Below are 23,284 nucleotides of genomic sequence, written 5' to 3'. Positions count from 1 at the left end.
ACAGCGACGTTTATCTGCCTATGCAAGAGGTTTACGACGTCGCGGCGTCGCTTGCTCTGTTATCGCAGCGTGCGCAGCTGTTCTGGTCAACTAAGCTTGCCCCCGAACAGCCAATCCTGCTGCTCTGCCGCCGTCTTGCGCCGCTGCCCGGCGTCTCTAGAATCGGCGCCAGAACTTAGCCATTTCCTGTCGATTACGGAGTTTCGAACATGATGAATGCAATGCAGATGCCGATGAACACCTCCATGCCAATGATGCCGATGATGATGGGCATGCCGATGATGATGGCCACCATGCACTGCGAAATGGCCGGCGACGCCATGATGTGCACCATGAAGCCCGCAGCCGGTATGGACATGGCTCAGTTCAAGACTAACGCCGAGATGATGGCGATGATGATGAACTGCGGCATGCCGATGATGATGCAGTGCGCCAACCTGTCGATGATGTGCCTGTCGGCCGACGCCATGAAGATGAACATGGAAATGCCGAACATGATGCCGATGATGGCCATGGGCATGTCGATGCCGATGATGAAGTGCATGATGGAATGCACCCTGATGGGCGACAGCCTGCAGTGCAAAATGATGCCGATGCCGGGCATGAGCATGGCCATGATGCAAAACTGCTGCATGCTGATGAACAAGCTGATGAATGACTGCGCCATGCCGATGATGATGAGCTGCAATGGCATGCCGATGATGTGCTGCACCTGCTGATAGCACCCGCAGACTAAAAAACGCCCCGATGATTCGGGGCGTTTTGCATTCAGTCCAGGCGTTCCGGGTAGGTGATCACTAAAAACGCCACCGCCTCGCTGTCCGCCGGGTTGCGGTAGCGGTGGGGCTGGTCGGCGTAGAACAGGATCGAATCGCCAGTGGAGAGCAGGTAGCGTTCGTCATTGACGCTGACTTCCAGCACGCCCTGTGCCACCACCAGGTTTTCCTGGATGCCCGGGGCATGGCCTGCGGAGACTTCCTCGCCGAGGGCGCGCAGGCGGATCTCGTAGAATTCGGACTGGCGGGCGGTGTCGTAGGGGAACAACGCGCGGCTGACAAACGCACCATCGGCACTCACCAGGCGTTTACTCTGCTGCGCCGGCAACACCTCGACGCCTTCAAAGGCGCGGTCTTCCAGAAAGGCCGCCACTGACACCTTCAACCCCTTGGCAATTTTGCACAGCACCTTGATCGACGGCACGCTGCGGCCCGATTCGATCTGCGCCAGCATTGCCCGGCTGACGCCGCAGGCGCGCGCCAGCCCATCCAGCGACAGGTGGCGTTTGCTGCGCAGGCGCTGCAGGTTGTGCGCAACACACAGGCTGGTGTCGTCGTCATCGGTGCCAGGTTTCGGAAGCGGTTCGGGTGACTCGGCAAGTACCTGCAGAAAATTCATCGGCCTTACGCCCGACGCGTATCACTGGAGGGCGTTGCCTGGGCGGTTAACACGGCAAGCCCGGCACGTGCCGCATACATCGCCCACATCAGCTCGGCCGCTGCACGCGCCTGGCGGCGCTTACGGTGGAGGGTGAAGTCGATGACGGTGGCAGATGTTTGCATGGGCGCGATCTCTTGGGGCCAGGGTGATTCACGTAGGTGACTCAGTGGCTCCACAGTACTGCGTGGCGGTTATTTCCTTAAATACTGAGTTTGCATGTGTTAATTCGATTTTGGACTTAACCAATACAGGCAGTCCGAACCTGTTGTGGGAAGGGTCTGGTCCGTTAATAAGGCGTGACTCGGTAAGCCTGCGTGGCTTCCCACCCCTGTTCGCGTGCTCGGCCCCGGCCTGTCTCGCCCCTACATTCCAAGGATCTGTCCATGCTGTTGCGCCAACCTCCGCTGCTTTTTGCCGCCTTGACCCTCAGTTCGCTGGCGCAGGCCGACGCCCTGCAATTGGCACCGGTCGAGGTCACCAGCAGCGAGGTCAGCGCAGGCGAAGTGGCCCAGGCGCAACTCAAAAGCGTGCCCGGTGGCACCAACTACATCGACATGAGCAGCGTGCAGCAGGGCCGGGTCAGCACCAATGAAGACGTGTTCAAGTACCAGGCCGGGGTGTACGCCAAGGCGGCCAACAATGAAGGCGTGAAGCTTTCGATACGCGGTTCGGGCTTGAACCGCAGCCCCGGTTCGCACGCCTCCGGCCTGTATGAAATGTTCGACGGTTTGCCGCTGACCGGCCCGGGCGGCACGCCCTACGAACTCAAGGACCCACTGTGGCAAAGCCGCGTCGAAGTGCTGCGCGGCGCCAATGGCTTTGACCAGGGCGCGCTGGCCTTGGGCGGGTCGGTGAATTACGTCACCCGCACGGGTTACGACGCACCCAAACTGCAAGTGCGTTATGAAGCAGGCAGTCGCGGTTATGCCCAGCGCGAGATCAGCTCCGGTCAGGTGCTGGGCGATGCCGACTATTACATCAGCCTCACCGACTCCGAATCCGATGGCTATCAGCACCAGAGCGCCGGTACCGGCAAGGGCATCGCCGCCAACTTCGGCTACCGTTTCAACCCGGACCTGGAAACGCGCTTCTATTTTCGCTACCGCGAAACCACCAATGACACCCCCGGCAAGCTGACGCGTGACCAGATCAGCCACGATCCAACGGCCGCCAACAGCCTCAACGCCGCCCGCGATTCCAAGCGTTTGCAGCCGGGTTCGACCTGGATCGCCAACAAAACCACCTTGCAGTTGGATGACAATTCCCGCGTTGAAGTCGGGCTGGCCTATCACGACTATCCGATGGACTTGCGCGAGGGCACCAATCGCCTGAAAGTCGCCTACACCGACGTCAGTGGCACGCTCAATTACATCCGCCAGGACCTGCTGTTCGGCCACGACAGCAAGACCACGGTAGGGCTGCGCAGCACCCAGGCGATGCCGAATAACGGTGCTTCGGAATACGTGCGCACGCCTGCCGGCAACACGGCTATTTACGCGCCCGGCACCAAGACCCGCGACTACAGCTATCTCGGCGCTGACACCGTGCTGCATGTCGGCAACGACTTGGAACTGGTTCCGGACCTATGGCTGACCACCGGCCTGGCCGCGATCTACACCCGCCGCGAAACCCAGGTCACTTATCCCGAAGGTCAGGCGCCGTTGAGCCAGCACGACTGGGATTACGCCCCGCGTATCGGCCTGCGCTATGACTTCACCGCGCAATTGCAGGTGTATGGCAACCTGAGTCGCTCGGTTGAGCCACCGCATGCGTGGTCGATGATCTGGGGTTCCAATAAATACTTTCCCACCGGCAGCGGCCCGGCCACCGGCTTGCAGCGTGAAGGCGTGAGCTTGCGCAACCAGACCGCTACCACTGTGGAAGTCGGCGGCCGTGGCGAACAGTGGTTTGGCCAGTGGGACCTGGCGCTGTACCGCTCAGAAGTGCGTCACGAACTGCTCACCGTCGAAACTCAAGCGCAAACCGCCACCACCAACGCGATTGTCGCCGAGGCCAACGCCAGCCCCACCGTGCACCAGGGTGTGGAACTGAGCCTGCTCAGCCCGCTGTGGGACGGCGGCGGCAATGGCCAGTTGGCCTTGCGCCAGGCCTACACGTTCAGCGACTTCCACTACCGCGACGATGACCGCTTCGGTGACAACACCCTGCCGGGCATCCCCAAGCATTACTACCAGGCGCAGCTGCGCTACAGCCATCCGACGGGGTTCTACACCAGCCTCAACACCGAGCATTCCTCGCGTGTGGCGGTGGACTACGCCAATTCCTACTACGCGGCGGCCTACACCACCCTCGGCGCCACCTTCGGCTACGACGCGCCCAAGCAGGACTGGCAAGCCTGGGTCGATGTGCGCAACCTCACCAACCGGCGCTACGCCAATACGGTCACCCCGGGTTATGACGACAAAGGCCTGGATGTGGCGCGGTCCACGCCGGCAGACGGGCGAGGCATTTTTACCGGCGTGTCGTGGAGTTGGCGTTAAGCAACCGTGTGGGGAGCAGACTTACTGTGAAGCGCGGGTTTACCGTGAAGCGCGGATTTGTTGACGGCGGGCGGGCCTGTTGTGGCGAGCGGGCTTGTTGTGGCGAGCGGGCTTGCCCCGCGTTGGGCTGCGCAGCAGCCCCAAAACCAGCTAACGCGTTCTAACTGTAAAAAACGCGGTGACCTTACTGGGGCCGCTACGCGCCCCAACGCGGGGCAAGCCCGCTCGCCACAACAATCCCACTGGCCACAACAAGCCCAGTCGCCATAACAAGTCCGCTCGCCACCGGAAGCCCATTCGCCACAACTACCAGCATGGAAGCCCGAAAAGCAGCAGACCTGAGCCCCCTTGCCCTCATACCGTTTTGCTGGCATTGTTCGCGCAATTGGTAATATTTCCCATTTGAGAAGTTTTTGCGCATGCATGACATTCCGGCCGCGCCGGGCGATGGCGCCCGTCAGCAGACCCTCACGGCAATGTACCGCGAGCACCACGGCTGGTTGCACGGCTGGCTGCGCAAAAAACTCGGGTGTTCGCAGCACGCCGCGGACCTCGCCCACGACGCGTTCATTCGCGTCCTGATGCTGGCCGAACCCCACAACATCAAGGAACCGCGGGCTTTTCTGGCCACTACCGCCGGGCGTTTGCTGATTGATGGTGCGCGGCGCCGCCGCATCGAAAGGGCCTATACGCAAGCCCTGGTGATTCAGTGCGAAGACGCCGGCATGCCCGATCCGGCGGCAATCCACGTGGCGTTGCAGGCCTTGGAGCGCATCGCCGAGATGCTCGCCGGCTTGCCCGCCAAGACCCGCGAAGCCTTTCTGTTAAGCCGCCTCGACGGGCTGACTTACAGCGAAATCGCCAGCTGCCTGGACGTGTCGCCCAGTACCGTCAAAAACTACATTTCCACGGCGCTGGTGCATTGCTACCACAGCCTGCACGCGGCGGACCCGCTGTCGTGAGCACTGAACACATCATCCAGCAAGCGGCGAACTGGCTGACGCGCCTGCACGACGAAGACGTCAGCGACGCTGACCGTCAGGCCTTCAACACCTGGTGCCAGGCCGACCCGCGCCATGCCGTCGCCATCGACCGCATGCGTGCGCTGTGGGGCAATTTCGACGCCGTGCCCGCGCGCCCGGCGCGCATCGCCCTCAACCGTGCTTTCGCCCCCCAACGCTCGCGGGGTGCGCAGGTGCTGGGTTTACTCGGCGTATTACTCTGCGGCTGGGTAGGAATGGAGCGGGCGCCAGTGTGGATGGCCGACCAGCGCACCGGTGTCGGCGAACGCCGTCAGGTCGCGCTCGAGGACGGCAGCCGCTTGCAGCTCAACAGCAACTCGGCCGTTGACGTGAAATTCGACGGCCACCAACGCGTGATCCAGTTGCTGCAAGGCGAGCTATGGGTGGATGTGGCCAAGGATGCGCAACGGCCATTCGTGGTACGCACCGATCAAGGCACGGCCACCGCCCTGGGCACCCGCTACCTGGTCAAGCGCGCCGCGGACGGCACCACCGTGGTCACGGTGATCGAGTCCAGCGTGGCGGTCAAAGGCGAGGGCGCAGAAGGCGTCAAGGTCGCAGCCGGCCAGCGCGCGGTGCTTGACCATGGCCGCGCCCAGTCGCCGCAGGCGATTGGCAACACCGACCCGGACGCCTGGACGCGTGGCCTGCTCAAAGTCAATGACCAGCCCTTGAGCGAGGTGCTGCAAACCCTCGCCAGCTACCGCCATGGCCTGGTGCGGTTTGACCCACAGGCCCTGCAAAACCTGCGGGTGTCCGGCGTGTTCAAGCTCGACGACACCGCGGCGGCGCTCGCGGCACTGGCCGACAACCTGCCGATCAAGGTGGAGTACTTCACGGACTTGCTGGTGGTGGTCAAGCCGCGTTAAGTCAAGGTTCATGCTGGCGCAGGCGCTTGTACAGCGTGTTGCGACTGACGCCCAACTCCCGCGCCAGGTGGGAAATATTGCCGCCAGCGGCCTTCAAGCGTTGCGTGAGGTCGATGCCATCTTCCACATCCGCGCTGGCAGGCAACGGCGCTGGCACGTTCAAATCCACAAAAAAATCATCCGGCAGATGCTCGGGGCGCACCGGCTGCTCCTCGGCCATGGCCAGTGCTACCTGCAACACGCTGCTGACCTGGCGCAAATTGCCCGGCCACGGGTGTTGCTCGAACAACGCCAGCACCTCGGCACTCAGCCCGGCCCATTGAGTTGGCTCGCGGTGCTGCTGCCACAACTGCTGGAACAACGCCTGCTTGTCGGTGCGCTCGCGCAACGGCGGCAGCTCCAGGGTCAGGCCACCGATGCGGTAGTACAAATCCTCGCGAAAGCGCCCGGCCTGCACCCATTCGCGCAACGCGCGGTTGGTGGCGGAGATGATCCGCAAGTCCACCGGGAACAGCTCGCTGCTGCCCACCGGCTGCACGCAGCGCTCCTGCAGCACCCGCAGCAAACGGGCCTGGGTCGGCAGCGGCATGTCGCCGATCTCATCCAGAAACAACGTGCCTTTGTCCGCCTTGCGAATCAGGCCGATGCTGCCTTTTTGATTGGCGCCGGTGAAGGCGCCTTTTTCATAGCCAAACAGCTCTGACTCGACCAACTCCGCCGGAATCGCCGCACAGTTCACCGCGATAAACGCCTGCGCGCTGCGCGAGCTGGCCTGGTGCAGGGCTTTGACGAACACCTCTTTGCCGACGCCGGTTTCGCCGTGGATCAGCAACGGAATGTCTTTTTCCAGCAGGCGCTCGGCCTGGCGCACGGCTTTTTCCACACGCGCATCGCCAAAGTGCAGGGTCTTGAGGTTGATCGCGGTCGGCTTCAGCTCGGCAGGCTTGCCCGGCTTGGGCTCACTGAAGACCCGCGCCTGCACCGGCATCTTCTTCGGCCGCTTCAACAAACACTGAAACCGGTTGCGTCCCGCCGCCTGCAGCGAGAACGGCAAGCCTTCCGGCTGGTTCAACAACTCCAGCAACGAGACCTTGAACAAACTGTCGATCAGCACCCGCGACAAACTGATGCCCAGCAAATTGTCCGCCCGGCGGTTGGCCGACAGCACTTGCCCGCTCTCATCAAAAATCAGCAGGCCGGCCCACTGACTGTCGAGGTTGTTCAGGCCGGTGTTGAAGGTCAGCTGAAAATGCTCGCCGCGAAACAGGTTGAGGATCAGCCGATTTTCCACGGTCTGGCTCATCATCTTGACCATGCCCAGGGTGTGGGAGGGCGGCAGATAGCTGTCGCTGGAGACATCCAGCACCGCGATGATTTCGCGCTGGGCATCGAAGATCGGCGCCGCCGAGCCGGTCATGAAGCGGTTGGCCTTGAGGAAGTGTTCGTCGTGCTCGATATGCACCGCCTGGGCACAGGCCAGTGCGGTGCCGATGGCATTGGTGCCGCTGCTGCGCTCCCTCCAGCTGGCGCCGGCGCTGAAACCGCGCGCCAGTTTCGGCTCGATAAAGCGCTGGGTGCCCCACGAGGTCAAGACCTGGCCCTGATTGTCGGCCAGCATGATCAGGCAGTTGGAGTTGCTCAGGATGTTTTCGTAATAGGGCAGCACTTCCTGGTGGGTGGTCTGCACCAGCGAATGCTGGCTTTCCAGCAATTGGCTGATGCCCTCGGCGGGCAGTTGGTCGAAGCTGGGCGTGCTCTGTTGGTCCAGGCCAAACGCGCGGCAGCGGCGCCAGGAATCCTGGATGAGGGTGTCGTGAGCCAAGGGTTCGGCCATGGGGGCGACCTTCTTTTTTATTGTTATTGGGCGTGCACAATCGGGATGAAGAAACAGGGCCGAAATGTGGGAGCGGGCTTGCTCGCGAATGCGGTGGGTCAGCCAATACCGATGCCGACTGTTCTACCGCATTCGCGAGCAAGCCCGCTCCCACCTTGAATCTGTGTCGCCCATCAATTGTTGTTCAGAACTGTTCATTGTCAACCCGCCCGTTGTTCAGTTGTTCAGCCCCAATTGTTCACTTCTGTTGATGCCTGAACAGCCGATCGGGTCCATGTCCTTACAGATCAAGCACCTGCCAGTTCTGGCACGAAACTCGCTCTGGGCTCTCGTCGAACGTATTGCCAGATTCATTCCAATAATAAAAAAGGGCGTGTCATGTCATTGACCCTGGAACATGTCTCCCGCGTCGTCGAAGGCCAGACCTGGATCGACGACGCCAACCTGCTTTTCGAAGCCGGTTCCTTCAATGTTTTGCTGGGCCGCACCCTGTCCGGCAAGACCAGCCTGATGCGCCTGATGGCCGGCCTGGACAAGCCCGACAGCGGGCGCATCCTGATGAACGGCGTAGACGTCACGCACAAGCCGGTGCGCCTGCGCAACGTGTCGATGGTCTATCAGCAGTTCATCAATTACCCGACCATGACCGTGTTCGAAAACATCGCCTCGCCGTTGCGCCAGGCCGGTGTGTCCAGCGAGCTGATCCAGAGCAAGGTGCTCGAAACCGCGAAAATGCTGCGCATCGAGAAATTCCTCCAGCGCCATCCGTTGGAGTTGTCCGGTGGCCAGCAGCAACGCACGGCCATGGCCCGCGCGCTGGTCAAAGACGCCGAGTTGATCCTGTTCGATGAACCGCTGGTGAACCTGGACTACAAACTGCGCGAAGAACTGCGTCAGGAAATGCGCGAGCTGTTCAAGGCCCGCCACACCATCGCCATCTACGCCACTACCGAACCCAACGAAGCACTGGCCCTCGGCGGCACCACCACGATTCTGCATGAGGGCCGGGTGATCCAGAGTGGCAAGGCTGCCGAGGTGTACCACCAGCCGCAGACCGTGCTGGCCGCCGAATTGTTTTCCGAACCGCCGATCAACCTGATGCCGGGGCGCATCAGCGGCAATGAAGTCAGCTTCGCCAATTTTGTGCACTTCCCGCTCAACGTCGACCTGCGCCCCATCGGCGAGGGCGAGTTCCGCTTTGGCGTGCGCCCCAGCCATATCAGCCTGGTGCCGAGCAACGACGATGACCTGGAACTGGCCGTGACCGTGGAAGTGGCCGAAATCAGCGGCTCGGAAACCTTCCTGCACGTGCGCAGTGAGCATTTCCTGCTGGTGCTGCACCTGCCAGGCGTGCACGAGTACGACGTCGATGCGCCGATCCGCGTGTACATCCCCACCCATAAACTGTTTGTGTTCGATGGCCAGGGCCGCTTGGTCCAGGCCCCCGGGCGCCGCGTAGCGAGGGTTGCCTGATGGCCGAGATCCATTTGCAGAACCTCGCGCACAGCTACAGCCCTACACCCGCCGGCCCTGAAGACTACGCGATTCGGGAAATGAACCACGTCTGGGAGCAGGGCGGTGCCTACGCTTTGCTCGGGCCTTCCGGGTGCGGCAAGTCGACCTTGCTGAATATCATCTCTGGCCTGCTCAACCCTTCGGAGGGCCAGGTGTTGTTCGACCACAAGGTGGTCAACGAACTCACCCCGGAACGCCGCAATATCGCCCAGGTGTTCCAGTTCCCTGTGGTGTACGACACCATGACGGTGTTCGACAACCTGGCCTTTCCGCTGCGCAACCAGGGCATGCCCGAGGCGAAAATTCACAGCAAGGTGCAGGAAATTGCCGAAGTCCTCGACCTGCAAACCCTGTTGAACAAAAAGGCGCGCAACCTTACTGCCGATGAAAAGCAGAAAGTCTCCATGGGCCGTGGCCTGGTGCGTGACGACGTGTCGGCGATCCTGTTCGACGAGCCGCTGACGGTGATCGACCCGCACCTGAAGTGGAAACTGCGGCGCAAGCTCAAGCAGATCCACGAGCAGTTCAATATCACCATGGTCTACGTGACCCACGACCAGCTTGAAGCCTCGACCTTTGCCGACAAAATCGCGGTGATGTACGGCGGGCAGATCGTGCAGTTCGGCACGCCGCGCGAGTTGTTTGAGCGGCCGAGCCACACGTTCGTCGGCTATTTCATTGGCAGCCCCGGCATGAACCTGATTGAAGTGCAGGCCGAGGCGGGCGGCGTGCGTTTTGCCGGCACGCTGCTGCCGTTGCCCGAGGCGATGCAGCAGCGCATCCGCGAGACCGATTGCCAGAAGCTGCAGGTGGGCATCCGCCCGGAATTTATCCACGTGTGGGACGAGTACAACCCTGACGCGCTGCAGGCCGACGTCACCCATGTCGAAGACCTTGGCACCTACAAGATCATGACCCTCAACCTTGACGGCGCGCCGTTGAAAGTACGCCTGGCCGAAGACAAACCGGTGCCCCAGGGCAGCGCCTCGATCAGCTTCCCGGCGCAGTGGCTGATGGTCTACGCCAATGATTACCTGCTGGAGGTGCTGCCATGAACAAGGTGCAGAACAACAAGGCCTGGTGGCTGGTGTTGCCGGTGTTTCTGTTGGTGGCGTTCAGTGCGGTGATCCCGATGATGACCGTGGTCAACTACTCGGTGCAGGATATTTTCGACCAGTCCAGCCGCTACTTTGTCGGCGCCGACTGGTACAAGCAGGTGCTGCTCGACCCGCGCTTGCATGACTCCTTGCTGCGCCAGTTCATCTACTCGGCCTGCGTGCTGCTGATCGAAATCCCGCTGGGTATCGCCATCGCCCTGACCATGCCGACCAAAGGCCGCTGGTCGTCGTTGGTGCTGATCATTCTGGCGATTCCGCTGCTGATTCCGTGGAACGTGGTGGGCACCATCTGGCAGATCTTCGGCCGTGCCGACATCGGTTTGCTCGGTTCAACCCTCAACGCCATGGGCATCAACTACAACTACGCGGCCAACACCATGGACGCCTGGGTCACGGTGCTGGTGATGGACGTGTGGCACTGGACCTCGCTGGTGGCGCTGCTGTGTTACTCGGGGCTGCGGGCGATTCCGGACGTGTACTACCAGGCCGCGCGAATAGACCGTGCATCGGCCTGGGCGGTGTTCCGACATATCCAGTTGCCGAAGCTGAAAAGCGTGCTGCTGATCGCGGTGATGCTGCGGTTCATGGACAGCTTCATGATCTACACCGAGCCCTTCGTGCTCACGGGCGGCGGGCCGGGTAACGCCACTACCTTCCTCAGTCAGACGCTGACCCAGATGGCTGTCGGCCAATTCGACCTGGGCCCGGCGGCGGCGTTTTCCCTGGTGTACTTTTTGATCATCCTGTTGGTGTCCTGGCTGTTCTACACCGCCATGACCCACTCCGACGCCAACCGCTGAGGCCGCCAGCATGAGCAAACGCAAGCTGATACCGCTGCTGATCTACATCCTGTTCCTGCTCGTGCCGATCTACTGGCTGCTGAACATGTCCTTCAAGAGCAACACCGAAATCCTCGGCGGGCTGACCCTGTTTCCGCAGGCTTTCACCCTGGCCAACTACAAAGTGATCTTCACCGACCCGAGCTGGTACACCGGCTATATCAACTCACTGTATTACGTGAGCCTGAACACGGTGATTTCCCTGAGCGTGGCGCTGCCGGCGGCCTACGCCTTCTCGCGCTACCGCTTCCTGGGCGACAAGCACCTGTTCTTCTGGCTGCTGACCAACCGCATGGCACCGCCGGCGGTGTTTTTGCTGCCGTTTTTCCAGCTGTATTCGTCCATCGGCCTGTTCGACACGCACATCGCCGTGGCCCTGGCGCATTGCCTGTTCAACGTGCCGTTGGCGGTGTGGATTCTGGAAGGCTTCATGTCCGGTGTGCCCAAGGAAATCGACGAAACCGCCTACATCGACGGCTACAGCTTTCCCAAGTTTTTCGTGAAGATTTTTATCCCGCTGATCGGCTCCGGCATCGGGGTAACCGCGTTTTTCTGCTTCATGTTTTCCTGGGTCGAGCTGTTGCTGGCGCGCACGCTGACCTCGGTCAACGCCAAGCCCATCGCGGCGGTGATGACCCGCACGGTTTCGGCTTCGGGTATCGATTGGGGCGTGCTGGCGGCGGCGGGGGTGTTGACCATCCTGCCCGGCATGCTGGTGATCTGGTTTGTTCGCAACCACGTGGCCAAGGGCTTTGCCCTGGGCCGGGTCTGAGGAGTCGATGATGGAATGGATGGCCTGGACCACTCCCACCGCGTTGTTCTTTGCGGCCATTGGCGTGCTGCTGGTAGGCATGACCACCTGGGAACTGCGCTCGCCGAGCATCCCTCGGCGCGGTTTTTTACCGATCAGCACCACCCGTGGTGATCGCCTGTTTATCGGTCTTCTCGGCAGCGCCTACCTGCATTTACTGGTAATCGGCGTTACCGACTGGAGCATCTGGGTGGCGTCCGCGCTGTCCCTGGTATGGCTGTTGAGTGTGATGCGTTGGGGCTAGTGCCCTTGTGAATAAACCACCAGGAGGTCTCTATGTTGAATAAAAACAATAAGCTGCGACATAGCATTTCATTGGCCGCCGTACTGGCCCTCAGCGGTTTGAGCGCCACGGCCTGGGCCGATGCGTATGAAGACGCGGCGAAAAAATGGATCGGCAGCGAGTTCAAACCGTCCACCCTCACCCAAGACCAGCAGCTCGAAGAGTTGAAGTGGTTTATCAAGGCGGCAGAACCGTTTCGTGGGATGAAGATCAATGTGGTGTCGGAAACCCTCACCACCCACGAGTACGAATCCAAGGTGCTGGCCAAGGCCTTCAGCGAAATCACTGGCATCAAGCTGACCCACGACCTGCTGCAGGAAGGCGACGTAGTGGAAAAGCTGCAAACCCAGATGCAGTCCGACAAGAACATCTATGACGGCTGGGTCAACGATTCCGACTTGATCGGCACGCACTTTCGCTATGGCAAGACCGAGTCGATCACTGATCTGATGGCCAACGAAGGCAAGGACTTCACCTCGCCGACCCTGGACATCAAGGACTTTATCGGCATCTCGTTCACCACCGCGCCAGACGGCAAAATCTACCAACTGCCCGACCAGCAGTTCGCCAACCTCTACTGGTTCCGGGCCGACTGGTTTGAGCGGCCGGAGCTGAAAGCCAAGTTCAAGGAAAAATACGGCTACGACCTCGGCGTACCGGTGAACTGGTCGGCCTATGAAGACATCGCCAAATTCTTCAGTGAAGACGTCAAGGAAATCGACGGCAAACGTATTTATGGGCACATGGACTACGGCAAAAAAGACCCGTCACTAGGCTGGCGTTTCACCGATGCCTGGTTCTCCATGGCCGGCGGCGGCGACAAAGGCCTGCCCAACGGCTTGCCGGTGGACGAGTGGGGCATTCGCGTGGAGGACTGTCACCCGGTGGGCTCCAGCGTGACCCGCGGCGGCGACACCAACGGCCCGGCCGCGGTGTACGCGACGCAGAAATACGTGGATTGGATGAAAGCCTACGCGCCACCCGAAGCGGCGGGCATGACCTTCTCCGAGTCCGGCCCGGTGCCGTCCCAGGGCAACATCGCCCAGCAGATCTTCTGGTACACCGCGTTTACCGCCGACATGACCAAGCCGGGCCTGCCGGTGGTGAATGCCGACGGCACGCCGAAATGGCGCATGGCCCCATCGCCGGTCGGGCCTTATTGGGAAAAGGGCATGAAGAAGGGCTATCAGGACGTGGGCTCCTGGACTTTCCTCAAGTCGACGCCTGAGAAGCAGAAACTCGCGGCCTGGCTCTACGCGCAGTTCGTGACCTCGAAAACCGTCTCGCTGAAGAAAACCATTGTTGGCCTGACGCCGATTCGTGAGTCCGACATCAACTCCCAGGCCATGACCGACCTGGCGCCCAAACTCGGTGGCCTGGTGGAGTTCTACCGCAGCCCGGCACGGGTCGAGTGGACCCCGACCGGCACCAACGTGCCGGACTACCCGCGCCTGGCGCAACTGTGGTGGAGCAACATCGCCGCTGCCGCCAGCGGCGAGAAAACCCCGCAGCAGGCGCTGGACAACCTGGCCAAGGAGCAGGACGCGATCATGACGCGCCTGGAACGCTCCAACGTGCAGCCGATATGCGGCCCGAAAATGAACCCCGAGCGTGATGCCCAATACTGGTTCGACCAGCCCGGCGCGCCGAAGCCGAAACTGGCCAATGAGAAACCCAAAGGCGAAACCGTGAGCTACAACGACCTGCTCAAGTCGTGGGAGGCAGCGCGTAAGTAACACAGCATCCGTGGCAAGCAAGCCTACGTGGCGAGCGGGCTTGCCACATCAGGCCCGCTCTTCACAATGGGCCGTTCAGCACACTGATTTTGTGTCTACTGACACCCCCTGTTTGCCGCCAAAATCCGCGCCGTGTCCCGCGCGGGCGGCAGCCCGAACACCCGCGCATAGTCGCGGCTGAACTGGGTCGCGCTTTCGTACCCCACCGCAAACGCCGCGCCGGTCACACTGCTCGCAGTGGCCAGCATCAACGTGCGCGCCTGAAGCAAGCGCACGCGCTTCTGATACTGCAACGGGCTCAGGTTGGTCACCGCCTTGAAGTGGCGATGAAACGCCGAAACGCTCATCGCCGCCTTGTGTGCCAGCGCCTCCACGCGAATCGGTTCGGCAAAATCCTGGCGAATCCATTGGATGGCCTGGTTGACTCGCGCCATGGCAGTGTCCGGCGCGGCGATGTCGCGCAACATCCAGCCATGGGGACCTTGCAGTACGTGGAAGAGAATCTCCCGTTCGTACGCAGGCGCCAGTGCCGCAATCGCTACCGGGTCGCCCATCAGGCGCAGCATGCGCACCCACGCGTCCATCAATGCCGGCGTTACCGCCGCCACCGAGAAGCCGGCTTCCTGCGCACGGCGTGCAGTGGGCGCAGGCAGGTCGTTGAGCAGGGCGGTCAGCAGCGTCGGGTCCAGGCTCAGGCTGACCGCCAGGTAGGGCTCGCCGCTGCTCGCCGGTTGCACTGCGCCCACGGCCGGCAACTCGATGGACATCACAAAGTATGTCGCCGGGTCGTAGTGCAGCGTGCGGTCGCCCACGGTCATGCTTTTACTGCCCTGCAGGATCAGGTTGATCATTGGCTCATACACCGCCGCCAGCCGGTGTTCCGGGATCGCGCCCTGAACCATCGCCACACGCGGGATACCGGTCTCGGTGCGGCGGTTTTCGGCCTTGGCGGCCAGGACGCGCAGTTCGATCAATTGATTATTCATAGCGGCCATGCTGTGCCTTCCTGCGAACCGCGCGCAAGCAAAAAGCAGAAACAGGCAGGATTGAAGTAGGAACGGCTGCGCTGACGGGAAGGACGATGGCTACTGTAGCCACTCAACTTTTCAAGCGTGGAGCAGCTCATGAGCGTCATCGTAATCACCGGAGGCAGTCGTGGGATTGGTGCCAGTACCGCCGAGCTGTGTGCCCGTCAGGGCCATGGCGTGATCCTCACCTACCATCACCATCCTGAAGCGGCGCACGCAGTGGTGCAGCGCATTGAGTCCGCCGGTGGCAAAGCCGTTGCCTTGGCATTGGACGTGGCAGATGTCAGCGCTTTCGCGGCATTTCGTGAGAAGGTGCTGCATACATTGCAGGCCACCTGGGGTACCCAGCGCCTCAGCGGGCTGGTGAACAACGCCGGCTACGGCCTGTTCAACCCTCTCGAATCGGTGAGCGAGGCGCAGTTCGACGGCCTGTTCAACGTGCACCTCAAGGGCCCGTTTTTTCTCACCCAAACCCTGTTGCCGTTGCTGGAGGACCACGCCAGTATCGTCAACCTCACCAGTGCCACCACCCGCGTGGCCACGGCGGGCGTTGCGCCTTATGCCGCCTTCAAGGGCGGCCTGGACGTACTCACTCGCTACATGGCCAAGGAGTTCGGCGAGCGCCGCATCCGCGCCAATGCGGTGTCCCCCGGCGCGATCCGCACCGAGCTTGGGGGCGGCTTGAACGATGAGTTCGAAGCCCAGTTGGCTGCGCAAACCGCCCTCGGCCGAGTTGGCGAACCCCAAGACGTGGCACGGGTCATCGCCATGCTGCTGTCGCAGGAAGGCCGTTGGATCAATGCCCAGACCCTTGAGGTCGCGGGTGGCTACATCATCTGAATCGTGAGGTCACACATGCTGGATCATCTGTTTATCTCGGTCAGCGACATCCGCCGCTCGGTCCGTTTCTATGAAGGGGCGTTGGCGCCGCTGGGCATCACCACTCGGTTTGACTACGACGGCAAGGACGGTCCCCCCGGCCATCCCGACCTCAAGGGCTTTGGTGCCAACGGGCGGATGTTCTTCTGGTTGCGCGAAGGCTTGGTCGACGGGCGTGCGGTGCATGTAGGCTTTGTCGCCAATAGCCGTCAGGAGGTCGAAAAGGCCTATGCGGCTGCACTGGAACACGGCGCCACCGACAACGGCGCACCCGGCGCGCGCATGCACTACGACCCCAACTACTACGCCGCCAACGTCGTCGACCCGGACGGGTACAGCCTGGAGTTCGTCTACAAGAGCTGGCAGCACGTTTGATAGCCCCTGGCGCCTCTCGGGCGGTGCCGGATAACCGCTGATCCGCAGCCTCGCAATGCCGATTGAATTTTCCCCACAGCCGGATGCTCTGCACTTTAGAAGCGCGCGTTTTGAGCGCTCTTGCGGGGCTTTCTGGTGAGAAAGCCGAGTAGTATCGGACTTTGTGGAAACTGCCATCATGACGCTTTTTACAGCGCTGTCGGGCCAACCGGCCACCCTGACTGACTCGGCCGACGGCCGCCATCAACGCGTGTACCAGCAGTTGTACAACGAGGCGCAGGGTTGCGAGGCGCTAGCACGGGAATTCTTGCTGGCGCAATTGGCCCAGGTGCAGGACGTGCCGTGCGAATTGCCCGACACGCCCGAACAATTGCCCGCGTGGGTCGAGCAGCGCTGCGCCGCCGTGGCCCGCGACTACGCCGACTACCTTGAGCAACGCCAGCAGGGTCAGCCACGGCGCTACTTCCAGAACAAGGCTCACGCGTTGTACGTGTTGCAATGCGTGGCGCCGACCAAACAGGTCGATGGCGCCTGGCTGTACGGTTTACTGCGCTATTGGCAGGACCAGCGCTTCGATGGGCTGCTGACCACCTACCTCGAAGAACTGGGCGACGGCGAAGCCGCGCAGAACCATGTGGTGATCTATCGCAAGCTGCTCAGCGAGCACGATGCCGACAGCGAAGCCGGCGTCAAGGATGACGACTACCTGCAAGGCGCCTTGCAACTGGCGCTGGGCCTGTGTGCCGAGGAGTTTCTGCCGGAAGTGATCGGTTACAACCTGGGCTATGAGCAATTACCCCTGCACCTGCTGATCACCTCGTATGAGCTGAGCGAGCTGGGCATCGATCCCTATTACTTTACCCTCCACGTCACCATCGACAATGCCAGCAGCGGCCACGCGTGCAAGGCCGCGCAGTCGGTGTTGAGCCTGTTGCCGCTGGGCGAGGGCAGGGAGCAGTTCTACCGCCGCGTGGCCCGCGGTTATCAGCTCAATGACCTCGGGCCGGGCACCACGGCCGTGATCGAACGCTTCAACCTGCAGGAGCAGGTCGTGGCCATGCTTGAGCGTAAGCGCACGTATGGCCAGCACATGCATTCCGATTACTGCCGCTTCGAGGGCAAAACCGTCAATCAATGGCTGGCACAGCCTGGGCAGATCGCTGAGTTCCTCCAGGCGCTGCAAGACAAAGGCTGGATCAAGCGCAACCAGGACCCTGCCGACAGCCGCTTCTGGCAACTGATCGAGGGCGCTGGTGCGGCGATGTTCGGCGTGTTCAGCGGGGCTGAAAAGCAGCTGCTGCACGACTGGATTGCCGGTGACTGGGTCAGCGGCGAGCGCGTGCCGCCTGCACGGCCGGGGCGCGGCAGCCGTTTTTCCCGGGAGCAGCATCGCCCGGCCGACCCGGACACCCAGGCGCTGGTTGAATCACTGTGCAAGCTGCCCGATGAACAGCAGCTCGATGCGCTGATCCCGTGGATGTCGGCGCGGCGCCATTGCGCTCCGGCCGGGCTTTACGCGACGCGGCGCTTTATCCAACTGCGCGCGCGTCTGCGCTGAGGAGGGTCGTTCATGTCTGCACAGCAGCTCGTCGATCGCACTTTGTTGAACCTGGGCCGCGGATTGAAGGAGAACGGCTACCGGTTTATCACGCCGACGCCCCTGACCCATGAACGGGTCTGCCAGCGCCTGGCAACGCCGCTGGCGATGACCATGCGCGATGTGTTCGGCTGGTCGCTGCCATTTGATAACGCGTTGTTGCCAGAGGCCTTTCGCGAAGAATTGCAGCAAGCGCAGGTGATCGAAAAACACGACGCCCTGTGGCGCAGCACCGTGCGCTGGTCGAGCCTGGACGAGTTGCTGTTTGCCCACTCGCCGTACCCGACCACCCAGGCCGACGCGGTGTTTTTCGGACCCGACAGCTACCGGTTTGCCCACGTGATCCAAGCCTATCTGCAGCAGCGTTTCGACCCTGTGCGGCGGGCGGTCGACATCGGTTGCGGCGCGGGTGTCGGTGCATTGGTCATCGCCCGCGCCCGGCCTGATGCTGACGTGCTGGCGGTGGACATCAACCCCCGCGCCCTGCGCATGACGGCAGTGAATGCCGAGCTGGCGGGCCTGGCGAATGTCAGCGCCTACCACAGCGACATACTGGCCAGCGTCGACGGTGAATTCGACCTGATCGTTGCCAACCCGCCCTATATGAATGACCCGCATCAGCGCGCCTACCGCCACGGTGGCGGTGCCTTGGGCGCGCAGTTGTCGGTGCGTATCGTCAGCGAGTCCCGCGAGCGCCTGGCCCTTGGCGGCAGCCTGGTGCTCTACACGGGCGTGGCGATGGTGGCCGGCGCCGATCCCTTTCTGGAGGCGATCAAACCGCTGGTGGCCAGCGCTGACTATGGCTGGACCTACCGCGAAATCGACCCTGACGTCTTTGGCGAAGAGCTGGAAAAACCCGGCTATGAGGGCGTCGAGCGGATTGCCGTGGTGGCGCTCACCGTCACCCGGCTGCGCTGAGGCGTGGCGCGCGTCAGCGGCGACCACTGATCGGCTGTGGCCATACCTCGACGGAACGCTCGCGGGCGCCGCGCACCTTAATCAATAACCCTCTCAACACCCTCTCAAGAACAGGAGTGCAGAGCATGCGAGCGATGACTTTCCAGGGCGCGCACAAAGTGCAGGTCGATACGGTGCCCGATCCGATCATTGAGCAGCCCGACGACATTATTTTGCGCGTCACCGCCACCGCCATTTGCGGCTCGGACTTGCACCTGTACCGCGGCAAGATCCCGACCGTCGAGCACGGCGACATCTTTGGCCATGAGTTCATGGGCATCGTCGAGGAAACCGGGCCGGCGGTGACAGCCGTGCAGCGCGGCGACCGCGTGGTGATCCCGTTCGTGATTGCCTGTGGCGACTGCTTCTTCTGCCAACTGCAACAATTTGCCGCCTGCGAAACCACCAATGATGGGCGTGGCGCGATCCTGAATAAAAAGGCAATCCCGCCGGGTGCCGCGTTGTTCGGCTACAGCCGTCTGTATGGTGGCATTCCCGGCGGCCAGGCCGAGCTGGTGCGGGTGCCGAAAGCCAACACCGGGCCCTTCAAGGTGCCTGGGCTGCTGGCGGATGAAAAGGTCCTGTTCCTCTCGGACATCCTGCCGACGGCCTGGCAGGCGGTGACCAACGCCGGCATTGGCAAGGGCTCCAGCGTTGCGATCTACGGCGCCGGCCCGGTAGGCCTGCTCAGCGCGGCGTGCGCGCAGATGCTTGGCGCCGAGCAGATCTTCATGGTCGATGACCATCCCTATCGCTTGGCCTATGCACAAAAAATGTACGGGGTGATCCCGATCAACTTCGAAGAAGATGACGACCCTGCCGACACCATCATTCGCCAGACCGCCGGCATGCGCGGGGTCGATGGCGTGGTGGACGCCGTCGGGTTCGAAGCCAAGGGCAGCACCACCGAGACCATCCTCACCACGCTCAAGATCGAAGGCAGCAGTGGCAAGGCCCTGCGCCAGTGCATCGCCGCCGTGCGCCGTGGCGGCGTGGTCAGCGTGGCCGGGGTGTATGCCGGGTTCATTCACGGGTTCATGTTTGGCGACGCGTTCGACAAGGGGCTGACGTTCAAGATGGGCCAGACCCATGTTCATCGCTTCCTGCCGCAGTTGCTTGAGCACATCGAGCTGGGGCATCTGAACCCCGAGGCGATCGTCACGCATCGGTTGTCGCTGGAGCAGGCTGCGCGCGGCTATGAGCTGTTTGACAAGGCCGAGGAGGAGTGCCGCAAGGTGATCCTGCTGCCGGGCATGGATGAGCGGCCGATTGTCGAACCGCTGGAAGAAGTGACGCCCGATCTACGCCTGCAGGGCGTTCCAGGCTTCTAAACCAAACGCAGCGCAAACCGGGAGGGGGCAAGCCCCTCCCGCATTCACGTCAGGCTGACGCCTGCGGTTGGATCTGCAGCACACCGTCCACGTCCTTGACCAGCCCACTGGCCACAAACAACGGCGCCACGCGCTTGTGCAATTGCGGCTCGACGAACTCCTTGACCGTGTCCAGCGCCAGTTCACCACTGAGCGGCAGCTCGGCCTTGGTGTACGACAACCAGGCTTTTTTCAGCATCGTCAGCACATCACTGCCCGCGGTCGAGGCAAAGCGGCGGTGGCTGGGTTTGCCGTCGAAGTTGAAGCTGTGCTGGTACGCGTAGCCGGTTTCGTCACCGTTGCTGGCGGCGCAGCGTACGCAGGTGCATGGGCCGTCGCCGAACGCGCTGCGCAGGTAGGCGTTGAAGTCCACCACGGGCTTGAGTGACAGGCGCTTATCCACCTCGAACAGGTCCCCGGTCATTTTATCGTCAGTGTTCAACGTCCATTTCCTCGCAGGTCGGCAGGTGCATTTCAAAGCGCGGCACAATACCAGCCGAGCGGCGCCCATGGGGATTTTTTGCGCGAAAGGTACTCGCTTCAGTGTCGACGTCCATTCGCCAATAGCCTTGTTAGAGTTTCCCCAATCAACCCCCACAGGACACTCGTATGCGCACTCACACTTCTATCTATAACCATGGCGTGGCCTGGGAAGAGGGCAACAGCGTCAGTCAAGGCTACAGCGTCAACGGTACGATTTTCATCGCCGGGCAGTTTTCCCACACGCTTGAAGGTGAATTCGTCGACGGCGACGCCGCAGCGCAAACACGTAAAACCCTGGAAAACCTCGACCATGTGCTGGCAGGCTTTGGTGTCGGACGCTCGAACATCGCCGCCGTGGATATTTACCTGGTACACGCCAAGCGCGATTTCGAGGCAGTGGTGGCGGTGTGGAAGGACTACATCGGCGCTCATCGCCCAGCTGCCACGCTGGTGGGTGTGAATTATCTGGCCTCGGACGCGCAAATTGTCGAGATCAAGGCCGTCGCCCACGCGGATTGATCAGCCCGGCAGCTGCTCGGCCAGCAGGTCGATGAAACGCCGGACTCGCGGTTCCAGGTAACGCTTGCTTGGGTACATGGCCATGATCTCCACATCGCCTGCGTCCAGGCCGGGCAGTACCGCTGCCAGACGCCCGCTGGCCAGGTCGTCGGCGACCAGGAAGTCCGGTAGCAGGGCGATCCCCATGCCAGCCACGGCGGCGTCACGCAACGCCTCGCCGCTGTCCAGGCGCAGGCGGCTATGGCCGGGGGCCTTGAACCATTGACCCTGTTCGTCACGAAAGCGCCAGCTTTGTTTGCGCGTCCGGCTGCTGAAATACAGGCAGTCATGGTGGGCGAGGGCGTCCGGGTCGCGGGGTGTGCCGTGTTCGGCCAGGTAGGCCGGGGTGGCGCACAGCAAGGCTCGGTAGCGCGCCACCACGCGGGACACCAGTTGGCGGTCGGCGTGCTCGCCGCCGATACGAATCGCCAGATCGAAGCCGTCCTCGACGATGTCGGCCATGCGGTCGGTGAAGCTCACTTCTACCTGCACGTGCGGCCAGGTTTTCAAATAGGTGTCGAGCAGCGGCAGGATCACGCGGCGCCCGAAGGCATCCGGCAGGGTAAGCCGCAGCACCCCGCGCGGCGTGCCGCTGGGCTGGCCGATGGCCGTTTGCGCGGTGTCGACGGCGGCCAGAATCTGCACACCTTGATCGTACAATGCACGGCCTTCATCGGTCAGGCTCAGGTTGCGCGTGGTGCGGTTGAGCAGGCGCACGCCAAGGCTGTCTTCCAGACGCATGACGGCCTTGCCGGCCGCCGAGCGCGTAAGCCCCATGGCCTGGCCGCCCGCGACAAAGCTGGCACCGTCGACCACGGCCATGAAGATCAACATTTCATTGAGGTTGGTGCGCAGCATCGAGCGACTCGCGATGGAAGGGCAGGCGCGCAATATAGCAGTTCAGCGCTGCTGATTTATTGCATAAGAATAGAGCTATATATTCTTTTCGTGTCTTAAAAAACGCCGCTAGGCTTCATCACCTTCCCGAAAACGCGGCAGATTCCCCCATGACTTTCAAGCGTTCCTCCCTGACCCTATTGGCCGCGTCGCTGGCCGCTGCTGGCAGCTTGCTCAGCCCCGGTGCCCAGGCCGAAGGCAAAATCAGCATCGCCCAGCAGTTCGGCATCGGCTACCTGATCCTCGACGTGGTGCGCGACCAGCACTTGATCGAGAAACACGGCAAGGCGCAGGGGCTGGATATCCAGGTGGAATGGAACAGCATCTCCGGCGCCACGGCGATGAATGAATCGCTGCTGGCGGGTGCGCTGGACGTGGTATCGGCCGGTGTGCCGCCGATGCTCACCTTGTGGGACCGCACCAAGGGCAAGCAGAACGTCAAGGCCATCGCCTCCCTTGGTTCGATGCCCAATTACCTGCTGACCAACAACCCTAACGTGAAGACCCTCAAGGACTTCACCGAGAAAGACCGCATCGCCGTGCCCGCTGCCGGTGTGGGGTTCCAGTCGCGCACTTTGCAGATCGAAACCGCCAAGCAGTTTGGCGATGCGAATTACAAGAAATTCGACGATATCTCCATCAGCCTGGCTCACCCTGATGCCACGGCGGCGTTGATTGCCGGTGGTTCGGAGATTAATTCGCACTTCTCCAGCCCGCCGTTCCAGTACCAGGAGTTGCTCAACCCTAACGTGCACAAAGTGCTCAGTTCCTACGACATCCTTGGGGGGCAGGCTACGTTCAACGTGCTTTACACCACTGAGAAATTTCACGACCAGAACCCCAAGACCTACAAGGCGTTTTACGACGCGCTGGCTGAGGCTGAGACGATTATCAAGGCCGATAAACCGGCCGCGGCCAAGGCGTATATCCGTGTGGAGCAGTCCAAGCTGCCGTTGGACCTGGTGGAGAAAATTGTCCAGGACCCGGAGATCGATTTCACCATCGTGCCGCAGCGGACCTATATCTATGCCGAGAAATTGCAGGAACTGGGGGTATTGAAGAACAAGGCGGCGAGTTGGAAGGATTACTTTTTTGACGAGGCGCATGGTGGTAATGGGAGTTGAGGGGGTGCTGATGGCCGGCGTTTGGTCGGGGGCATATCCGTTGCTGCGGTC

General features: G+C 61.8%; 23 protein-coding genes. 17 read left to right on the top strand and 6 right to left on the bottom strand.

Going from position 1 to position 23,284, the window contains the following annotated elements; translation table 11 throughout:
• Positions 1-209 precede the first annotated feature (209 nt).
• Positions 210-719 carry a hypothetical protein gene (locus AACV02_RS16820; RefSeq protein WP_177413658.1) on the top strand — a complete coding sequence of 170 codons (510 nt, stop codon included), beginning with the start codon at positions 210-212 and terminating at the stop codon, positions 717-719.
• A gap of 49 nt (positions 720-768) precedes the next feature.
• Here AACV02_RS16820 and AACV02_RS16815 read toward each other — a convergent pair whose 3' ends face one another.
• The gene (locus tag AACV02_RS16815; protein ID WP_119735845.1) at positions 769-1,395 is read right to left on the bottom strand and encodes a helix-turn-helix domain-containing protein; all 627 of its coding nucleotides are present in this window, start codon (positions 1,393-1,395) and stop codon (positions 769-771) included.
• 5 nt (positions 1,396-1,400) lie between these two features.
• The gene (locus AACV02_RS16810) at positions 1,401-1,559 is read right to left on the bottom strand and encodes a hypothetical protein (RefSeq protein ID WP_164487920.1); all 159 of its coding nucleotides are present in this window, start codon (positions 1,557-1,559) and stop codon (positions 1,401-1,403) included.
• A 261-nt stretch (positions 1,560-1,820) separates the two neighbouring features.
• Between AACV02_RS16810 and AACV02_RS16805 the strand changes: the two genes are divergently transcribed.
• The 3 genes from AACV02_RS16805 (at position 1,821) to AACV02_RS16795 (ending at position 5,829) form a co-directional block, all read left to right on the top strand.
• On the top strand, positions 1,821-3,938 hold the full coding sequence (locus tag AACV02_RS16805; RefSeq protein WP_119735843.1) for a TonB-dependent receptor family protein: 2,118 nt from the start codon (positions 1,821-1,823) through the stop codon (positions 3,936-3,938).
• 419 nt (positions 3,939-4,357) lie between these two features.
• Positions 4,358-4,900, top strand: a complete 543-nt coding sequence (locus AACV02_RS16800; protein WP_106580620.1) for a sigma-70 family RNA polymerase sigma factor — start codon at positions 4,358-4,360, stop codon at positions 4,898-4,900.
• Positions 4,897-5,829, top strand: coding sequence for a FecR family protein (locus tag AACV02_RS16795; RefSeq protein WP_119735840.1), 933 nt, complete (start codon positions 4,897-4,899; stop codon positions 5,827-5,829). The genes AACV02_RS16800 and AACV02_RS16795 overlap by 4 nt, the downstream gene beginning before the upstream one ends.
• Position 5,830: 1 nt before the next feature.
• Here AACV02_RS16795 and AACV02_RS16790 read toward each other — a convergent pair whose 3' ends face one another.
• A complete protein-coding gene (locus AACV02_RS16790; RefSeq protein WP_119735837.1) occupies positions 5,831-7,663 on the bottom strand; it encodes a sigma-54-dependent Fis family transcriptional regulator in 1,833 nt (610 codons plus the stop codon).
• Positions 7,664-8,041: 378 nt separating this feature from the next.
• Here AACV02_RS16790 and AACV02_RS16785 point away from each other — a divergent pair, with 378 nt between their 5' ends.
• Genes AACV02_RS16785 through AACV02_RS16760 form a run of 6 tightly spaced genes read left to right on the top strand, consistent with a single transcriptional unit; the run spans position 8,042 to position 13,965 of the window.
• Positions 8,042-9,136, top strand: a complete 1,095-nt coding sequence (locus tag AACV02_RS16785) for an ABC transporter ATP-binding protein (protein WP_119735832.1) — start codon at positions 8,042-8,044, stop codon at positions 9,134-9,136.
• Positions 9,136-10,233, top strand: coding sequence for an ABC transporter ATP-binding protein (locus AACV02_RS16780; RefSeq protein WP_119735830.1), 1,098 nt, complete (start codon positions 9,136-9,138; stop codon positions 10,231-10,233). The genes AACV02_RS16785 and AACV02_RS16780 overlap by 1 nt, the downstream gene beginning before the upstream one ends.
• Positions 10,230-11,096 carry a carbohydrate ABC transporter permease gene (locus AACV02_RS16775; RefSeq protein WP_106580626.1) on the top strand — a complete coding sequence of 289 codons (867 nt, stop codon included), beginning with the start codon at positions 10,230-10,232 and terminating at the stop codon, positions 11,094-11,096. Before AACV02_RS16780 ends, AACV02_RS16775 begins: the two co-directional genes overlap by 4 nt.
• A 10-nt stretch (positions 11,097-11,106) precedes the next feature.
• Positions 11,107-11,907, top strand: coding sequence for a carbohydrate ABC transporter permease (locus AACV02_RS16770; protein ID WP_106580627.1), 801 nt, complete (start codon positions 11,107-11,109; stop codon positions 11,905-11,907).
• Between the two features lie 10 nt (positions 11,908-11,917).
• A complete protein-coding gene (locus AACV02_RS16765) occupies positions 11,918-12,190 on the top strand; it encodes a DUF2160 domain-containing protein (RefSeq protein ID WP_106580628.1) in 273 nt (90 codons plus the stop codon).
• A 32-nt stretch (positions 12,191-12,222) separates the two neighbouring features.
• Positions 12,223-13,965 (top strand): ABC transporter substrate-binding protein, encoded by a 1,743-nt coding sequence (locus tag AACV02_RS16760; RefSeq protein ID WP_106580629.1) that lies wholly within the window; start codon positions 12,223-12,225, stop codon positions 13,963-13,965.
• 95 nt (positions 13,966-14,060) lie between these two features.
• On the opposite strand, the gene AACV02_RS16755 is transcribed toward AACV02_RS16760, so the two are convergent.
• The gene (locus AACV02_RS16755) at positions 14,061-14,951 is read right to left on the bottom strand and encodes an AraC family transcriptional regulator (RefSeq protein ID WP_177413659.1); all 891 of its coding nucleotides are present in this window, start codon (positions 14,949-14,951) and stop codon (positions 14,061-14,063) included.
• A 138-nt stretch (positions 14,952-15,089) separates the two neighbouring features.
• Between AACV02_RS16755 and AACV02_RS16750 the strand changes: the two genes are divergently transcribed.
• The 5 genes from AACV02_RS16750 (at position 15,090) to AACV02_RS16730 (ending at position 20,132) form a co-directional block, all read left to right on the top strand.
• Positions 15,090-15,833 carry an SDR family NAD(P)-dependent oxidoreductase gene (locus AACV02_RS16750; RefSeq protein ID WP_119735828.1) on the top strand — a complete coding sequence of 248 codons (744 nt, stop codon included), beginning with the start codon at positions 15,090-15,092 and terminating at the stop codon, positions 15,831-15,833.
• 15 nt (positions 15,834-15,848) lie between these two features.
• Positions 15,849-16,247, top strand: coding sequence for a VOC family protein (locus AACV02_RS16745; protein ID WP_119735826.1), 399 nt, complete (start codon positions 15,849-15,851; stop codon positions 16,245-16,247).
• Positions 16,248-16,425: 178 nt separating this feature from the next.
• Entirely contained in the window at positions 16,426-17,805 is a 1,380-nt protein-coding gene (locus tag AACV02_RS16740) for an iron-containing redox enzyme family protein (protein ID WP_119735824.1), read from the top strand.
• 12 nt (positions 17,806-17,817) lie between these two features.
• Complete coding sequence (locus AACV02_RS16735) at positions 17,818-18,762, top strand: methyltransferase (protein ID WP_119735822.1); 945 nt, start codon at positions 17,818-17,820, stop codon at positions 18,760-18,762.
• A 125-nt stretch (positions 18,763-18,887) separates the two neighbouring features.
• A complete protein-coding gene (locus tag AACV02_RS16730; RefSeq protein WP_106580634.1) occupies positions 18,888-20,132 on the top strand; it encodes a zinc-dependent alcohol dehydrogenase in 1,245 nt (414 codons plus the stop codon).
• A gap of 49 nt (positions 20,133-20,181) precedes the next feature.
• Here the strand turns inward: AACV02_RS16730 and AACV02_RS16725 are convergent, their stop codons facing one another.
• Complete coding sequence (locus tag AACV02_RS16725; RefSeq protein WP_106580635.1) at positions 20,182-20,613, bottom strand: hypothetical protein; 432 nt, start codon at positions 20,611-20,613, stop codon at positions 20,182-20,184.
• A 167-nt stretch (positions 20,614-20,780) separates the two neighbouring features.
• Here AACV02_RS16725 and AACV02_RS16720 point away from each other — a divergent pair, with 167 nt between their 5' ends.
• On the top strand, positions 20,781-21,173 hold the full coding sequence (locus AACV02_RS16720) for a RidA family protein (protein ID WP_119735819.1): 393 nt from the start codon (positions 20,781-20,783) through the stop codon (positions 21,171-21,173).
• On the opposite strand, the gene AACV02_RS16715 is transcribed toward AACV02_RS16720, so the two are convergent.
• A complete protein-coding gene (locus AACV02_RS16715; protein ID WP_119735817.1) occupies positions 21,174-22,070 on the bottom strand; it encodes a LysR family transcriptional regulator in 897 nt (298 codons plus the stop codon). It lies immediately after the preceding gene.
• Positions 22,071-22,219: 149 nt separating this feature from the next.
• Between AACV02_RS16715 and AACV02_RS16710 the strand changes: the two genes are divergently transcribed.
• On the top strand, positions 22,220-23,233 hold the full coding sequence (locus AACV02_RS16710; protein ID WP_119735815.1) for an ABC transporter substrate-binding protein: 1,014 nt from the start codon (positions 22,220-22,222) through the stop codon (positions 23,231-23,233).
• Positions 23,234-23,284: the final 51 nt, after the last annotated feature.

It is taken from the genome of Pseudomonas sp. Larv2_ips (assembly GCF_963879675.1).
Classification (GTDB): Bacteria; Pseudomonadota; Gammaproteobacteria; order Pseudomonadales; family Pseudomonadaceae; genus Aquipseudomonas.
The sequence above is the reverse complement of the archived record's forward strand: the minus strand, read 5'-3'. Positions and strand labels throughout refer to the sequence as shown.

Bases quoted from the DNA above. Each gene is read 5' to 3' on its own strand.
- AACV02_RS16740 (WP_119735824.1), top strand. From the start codon at position 16,426: ATGACGCTTTTTACAGCGCTGTCGGGCCAACCGGCCACCCTGACTGAC.
- AACV02_RS16755 (WP_177413659.1), bottom strand. From the start codon at position 14,951: ATGAATAATCAATTGATCGAACTGCGCGTCCTGGCCGCCAAGGCCGAA.
- AACV02_RS16745 (WP_119735826.1), top strand. From the start codon at position 15,849: ATGCTGGATCATCTGTTTATCTCGGTCAGCGACATCCGCCGCTCGGTC.
- AACV02_RS16800 (WP_106580620.1), top strand. From the start codon at position 4,358: ATGCATGACATTCCGGCCGCGCCGGGCGATGGCGCCCGTCAGCAGACC.
- AACV02_RS16770 (WP_106580627.1), top strand. From the start codon at position 11,107: ATGAGCAAACGCAAGCTGATACCGCTGCTGATCTACATCCTGTTCCTG.
- AACV02_RS16735 (WP_119735822.1), top strand. From the start codon at position 17,818: ATGTCTGCACAGCAGCTCGTCGATCGCACTTTGTTGAACCTGGGCCGC.
- AACV02_RS16710 (WP_119735815.1), top strand. From the start codon at position 22,220: ATGACTTTCAAGCGTTCCTCCCTGACCCTATTGGCCGCGTCGCTGGCC.
- AACV02_RS16730 (WP_106580634.1), top strand. From the start codon at position 18,888: ATGCGAGCGATGACTTTCCAGGGCGCGCACAAAGTGCAGGTCGATACG.
- AACV02_RS16815 (WP_119735845.1), bottom strand. From the start codon at position 1,395: ATGAATTTTCTGCAGGTACTTGCCGAGTCACCCGAACCGCTTCCGAAA.
- AACV02_RS16760 (WP_106580629.1), top strand. From the start codon at position 12,223: ATGTTGAATAAAAACAATAAGCTGCGACATAGCATTTCATTGGCCGCC.
- AACV02_RS16805 (WP_119735843.1), top strand. From the start codon at position 1,821: ATGCTGTTGCGCCAACCTCCGCTGCTTTTTGCCGCCTTGACCCTCAGT.
- AACV02_RS16785 (WP_119735832.1), top strand. From the start codon at position 8,042: ATGTCATTGACCCTGGAACATGTCTCCCGCGTCGTCGAAGGCCAGACC.
- AACV02_RS16720 (WP_119735819.1), top strand. From the start codon at position 20,781: ATGCGCACTCACACTTCTATCTATAACCATGGCGTGGCCTGGGAAGAG.
- AACV02_RS16765 (WP_106580628.1), top strand. From the start codon at position 11,918: ATGGAATGGATGGCCTGGACCACTCCCACCGCGTTGTTCTTTGCGGCC.
- AACV02_RS16775 (WP_106580626.1), top strand. From the start codon at position 10,230: ATGAACAAGGTGCAGAACAACAAGGCCTGGTGGCTGGTGTTGCCGGTG.
- AACV02_RS16790 (WP_119735837.1), bottom strand. From the start codon at position 7,663: ATGGCCGAACCCTTGGCTCACGACACCCTCATCCAGGATTCCTGGCGC.
- AACV02_RS16810 (WP_164487920.1), bottom strand. From the start codon at position 1,559: ATGCAAACATCTGCCACCGTCATCGACTTCACCCTCCACCGTAAGCGC.
- AACV02_RS16780 (WP_119735830.1), top strand. From the start codon at position 9,136: ATGGCCGAGATCCATTTGCAGAACCTCGCGCACAGCTACAGCCCTACA.
- AACV02_RS16715 (WP_119735817.1), bottom strand. From the start codon at position 22,070: ATGCTGCGCACCAACCTCAATGAAATGTTGATCTTCATGGCCGTGGTC.
- AACV02_RS16820 (WP_177413658.1), top strand. From the start codon at position 210: ATGATGAATGCAATGCAGATGCCGATGAACACCTCCATGCCAATGATG.
- AACV02_RS16750 (WP_119735828.1), top strand. From the start codon at position 15,090: ATGAGCGTCATCGTAATCACCGGAGGCAGTCGTGGGATTGGTGCCAGT.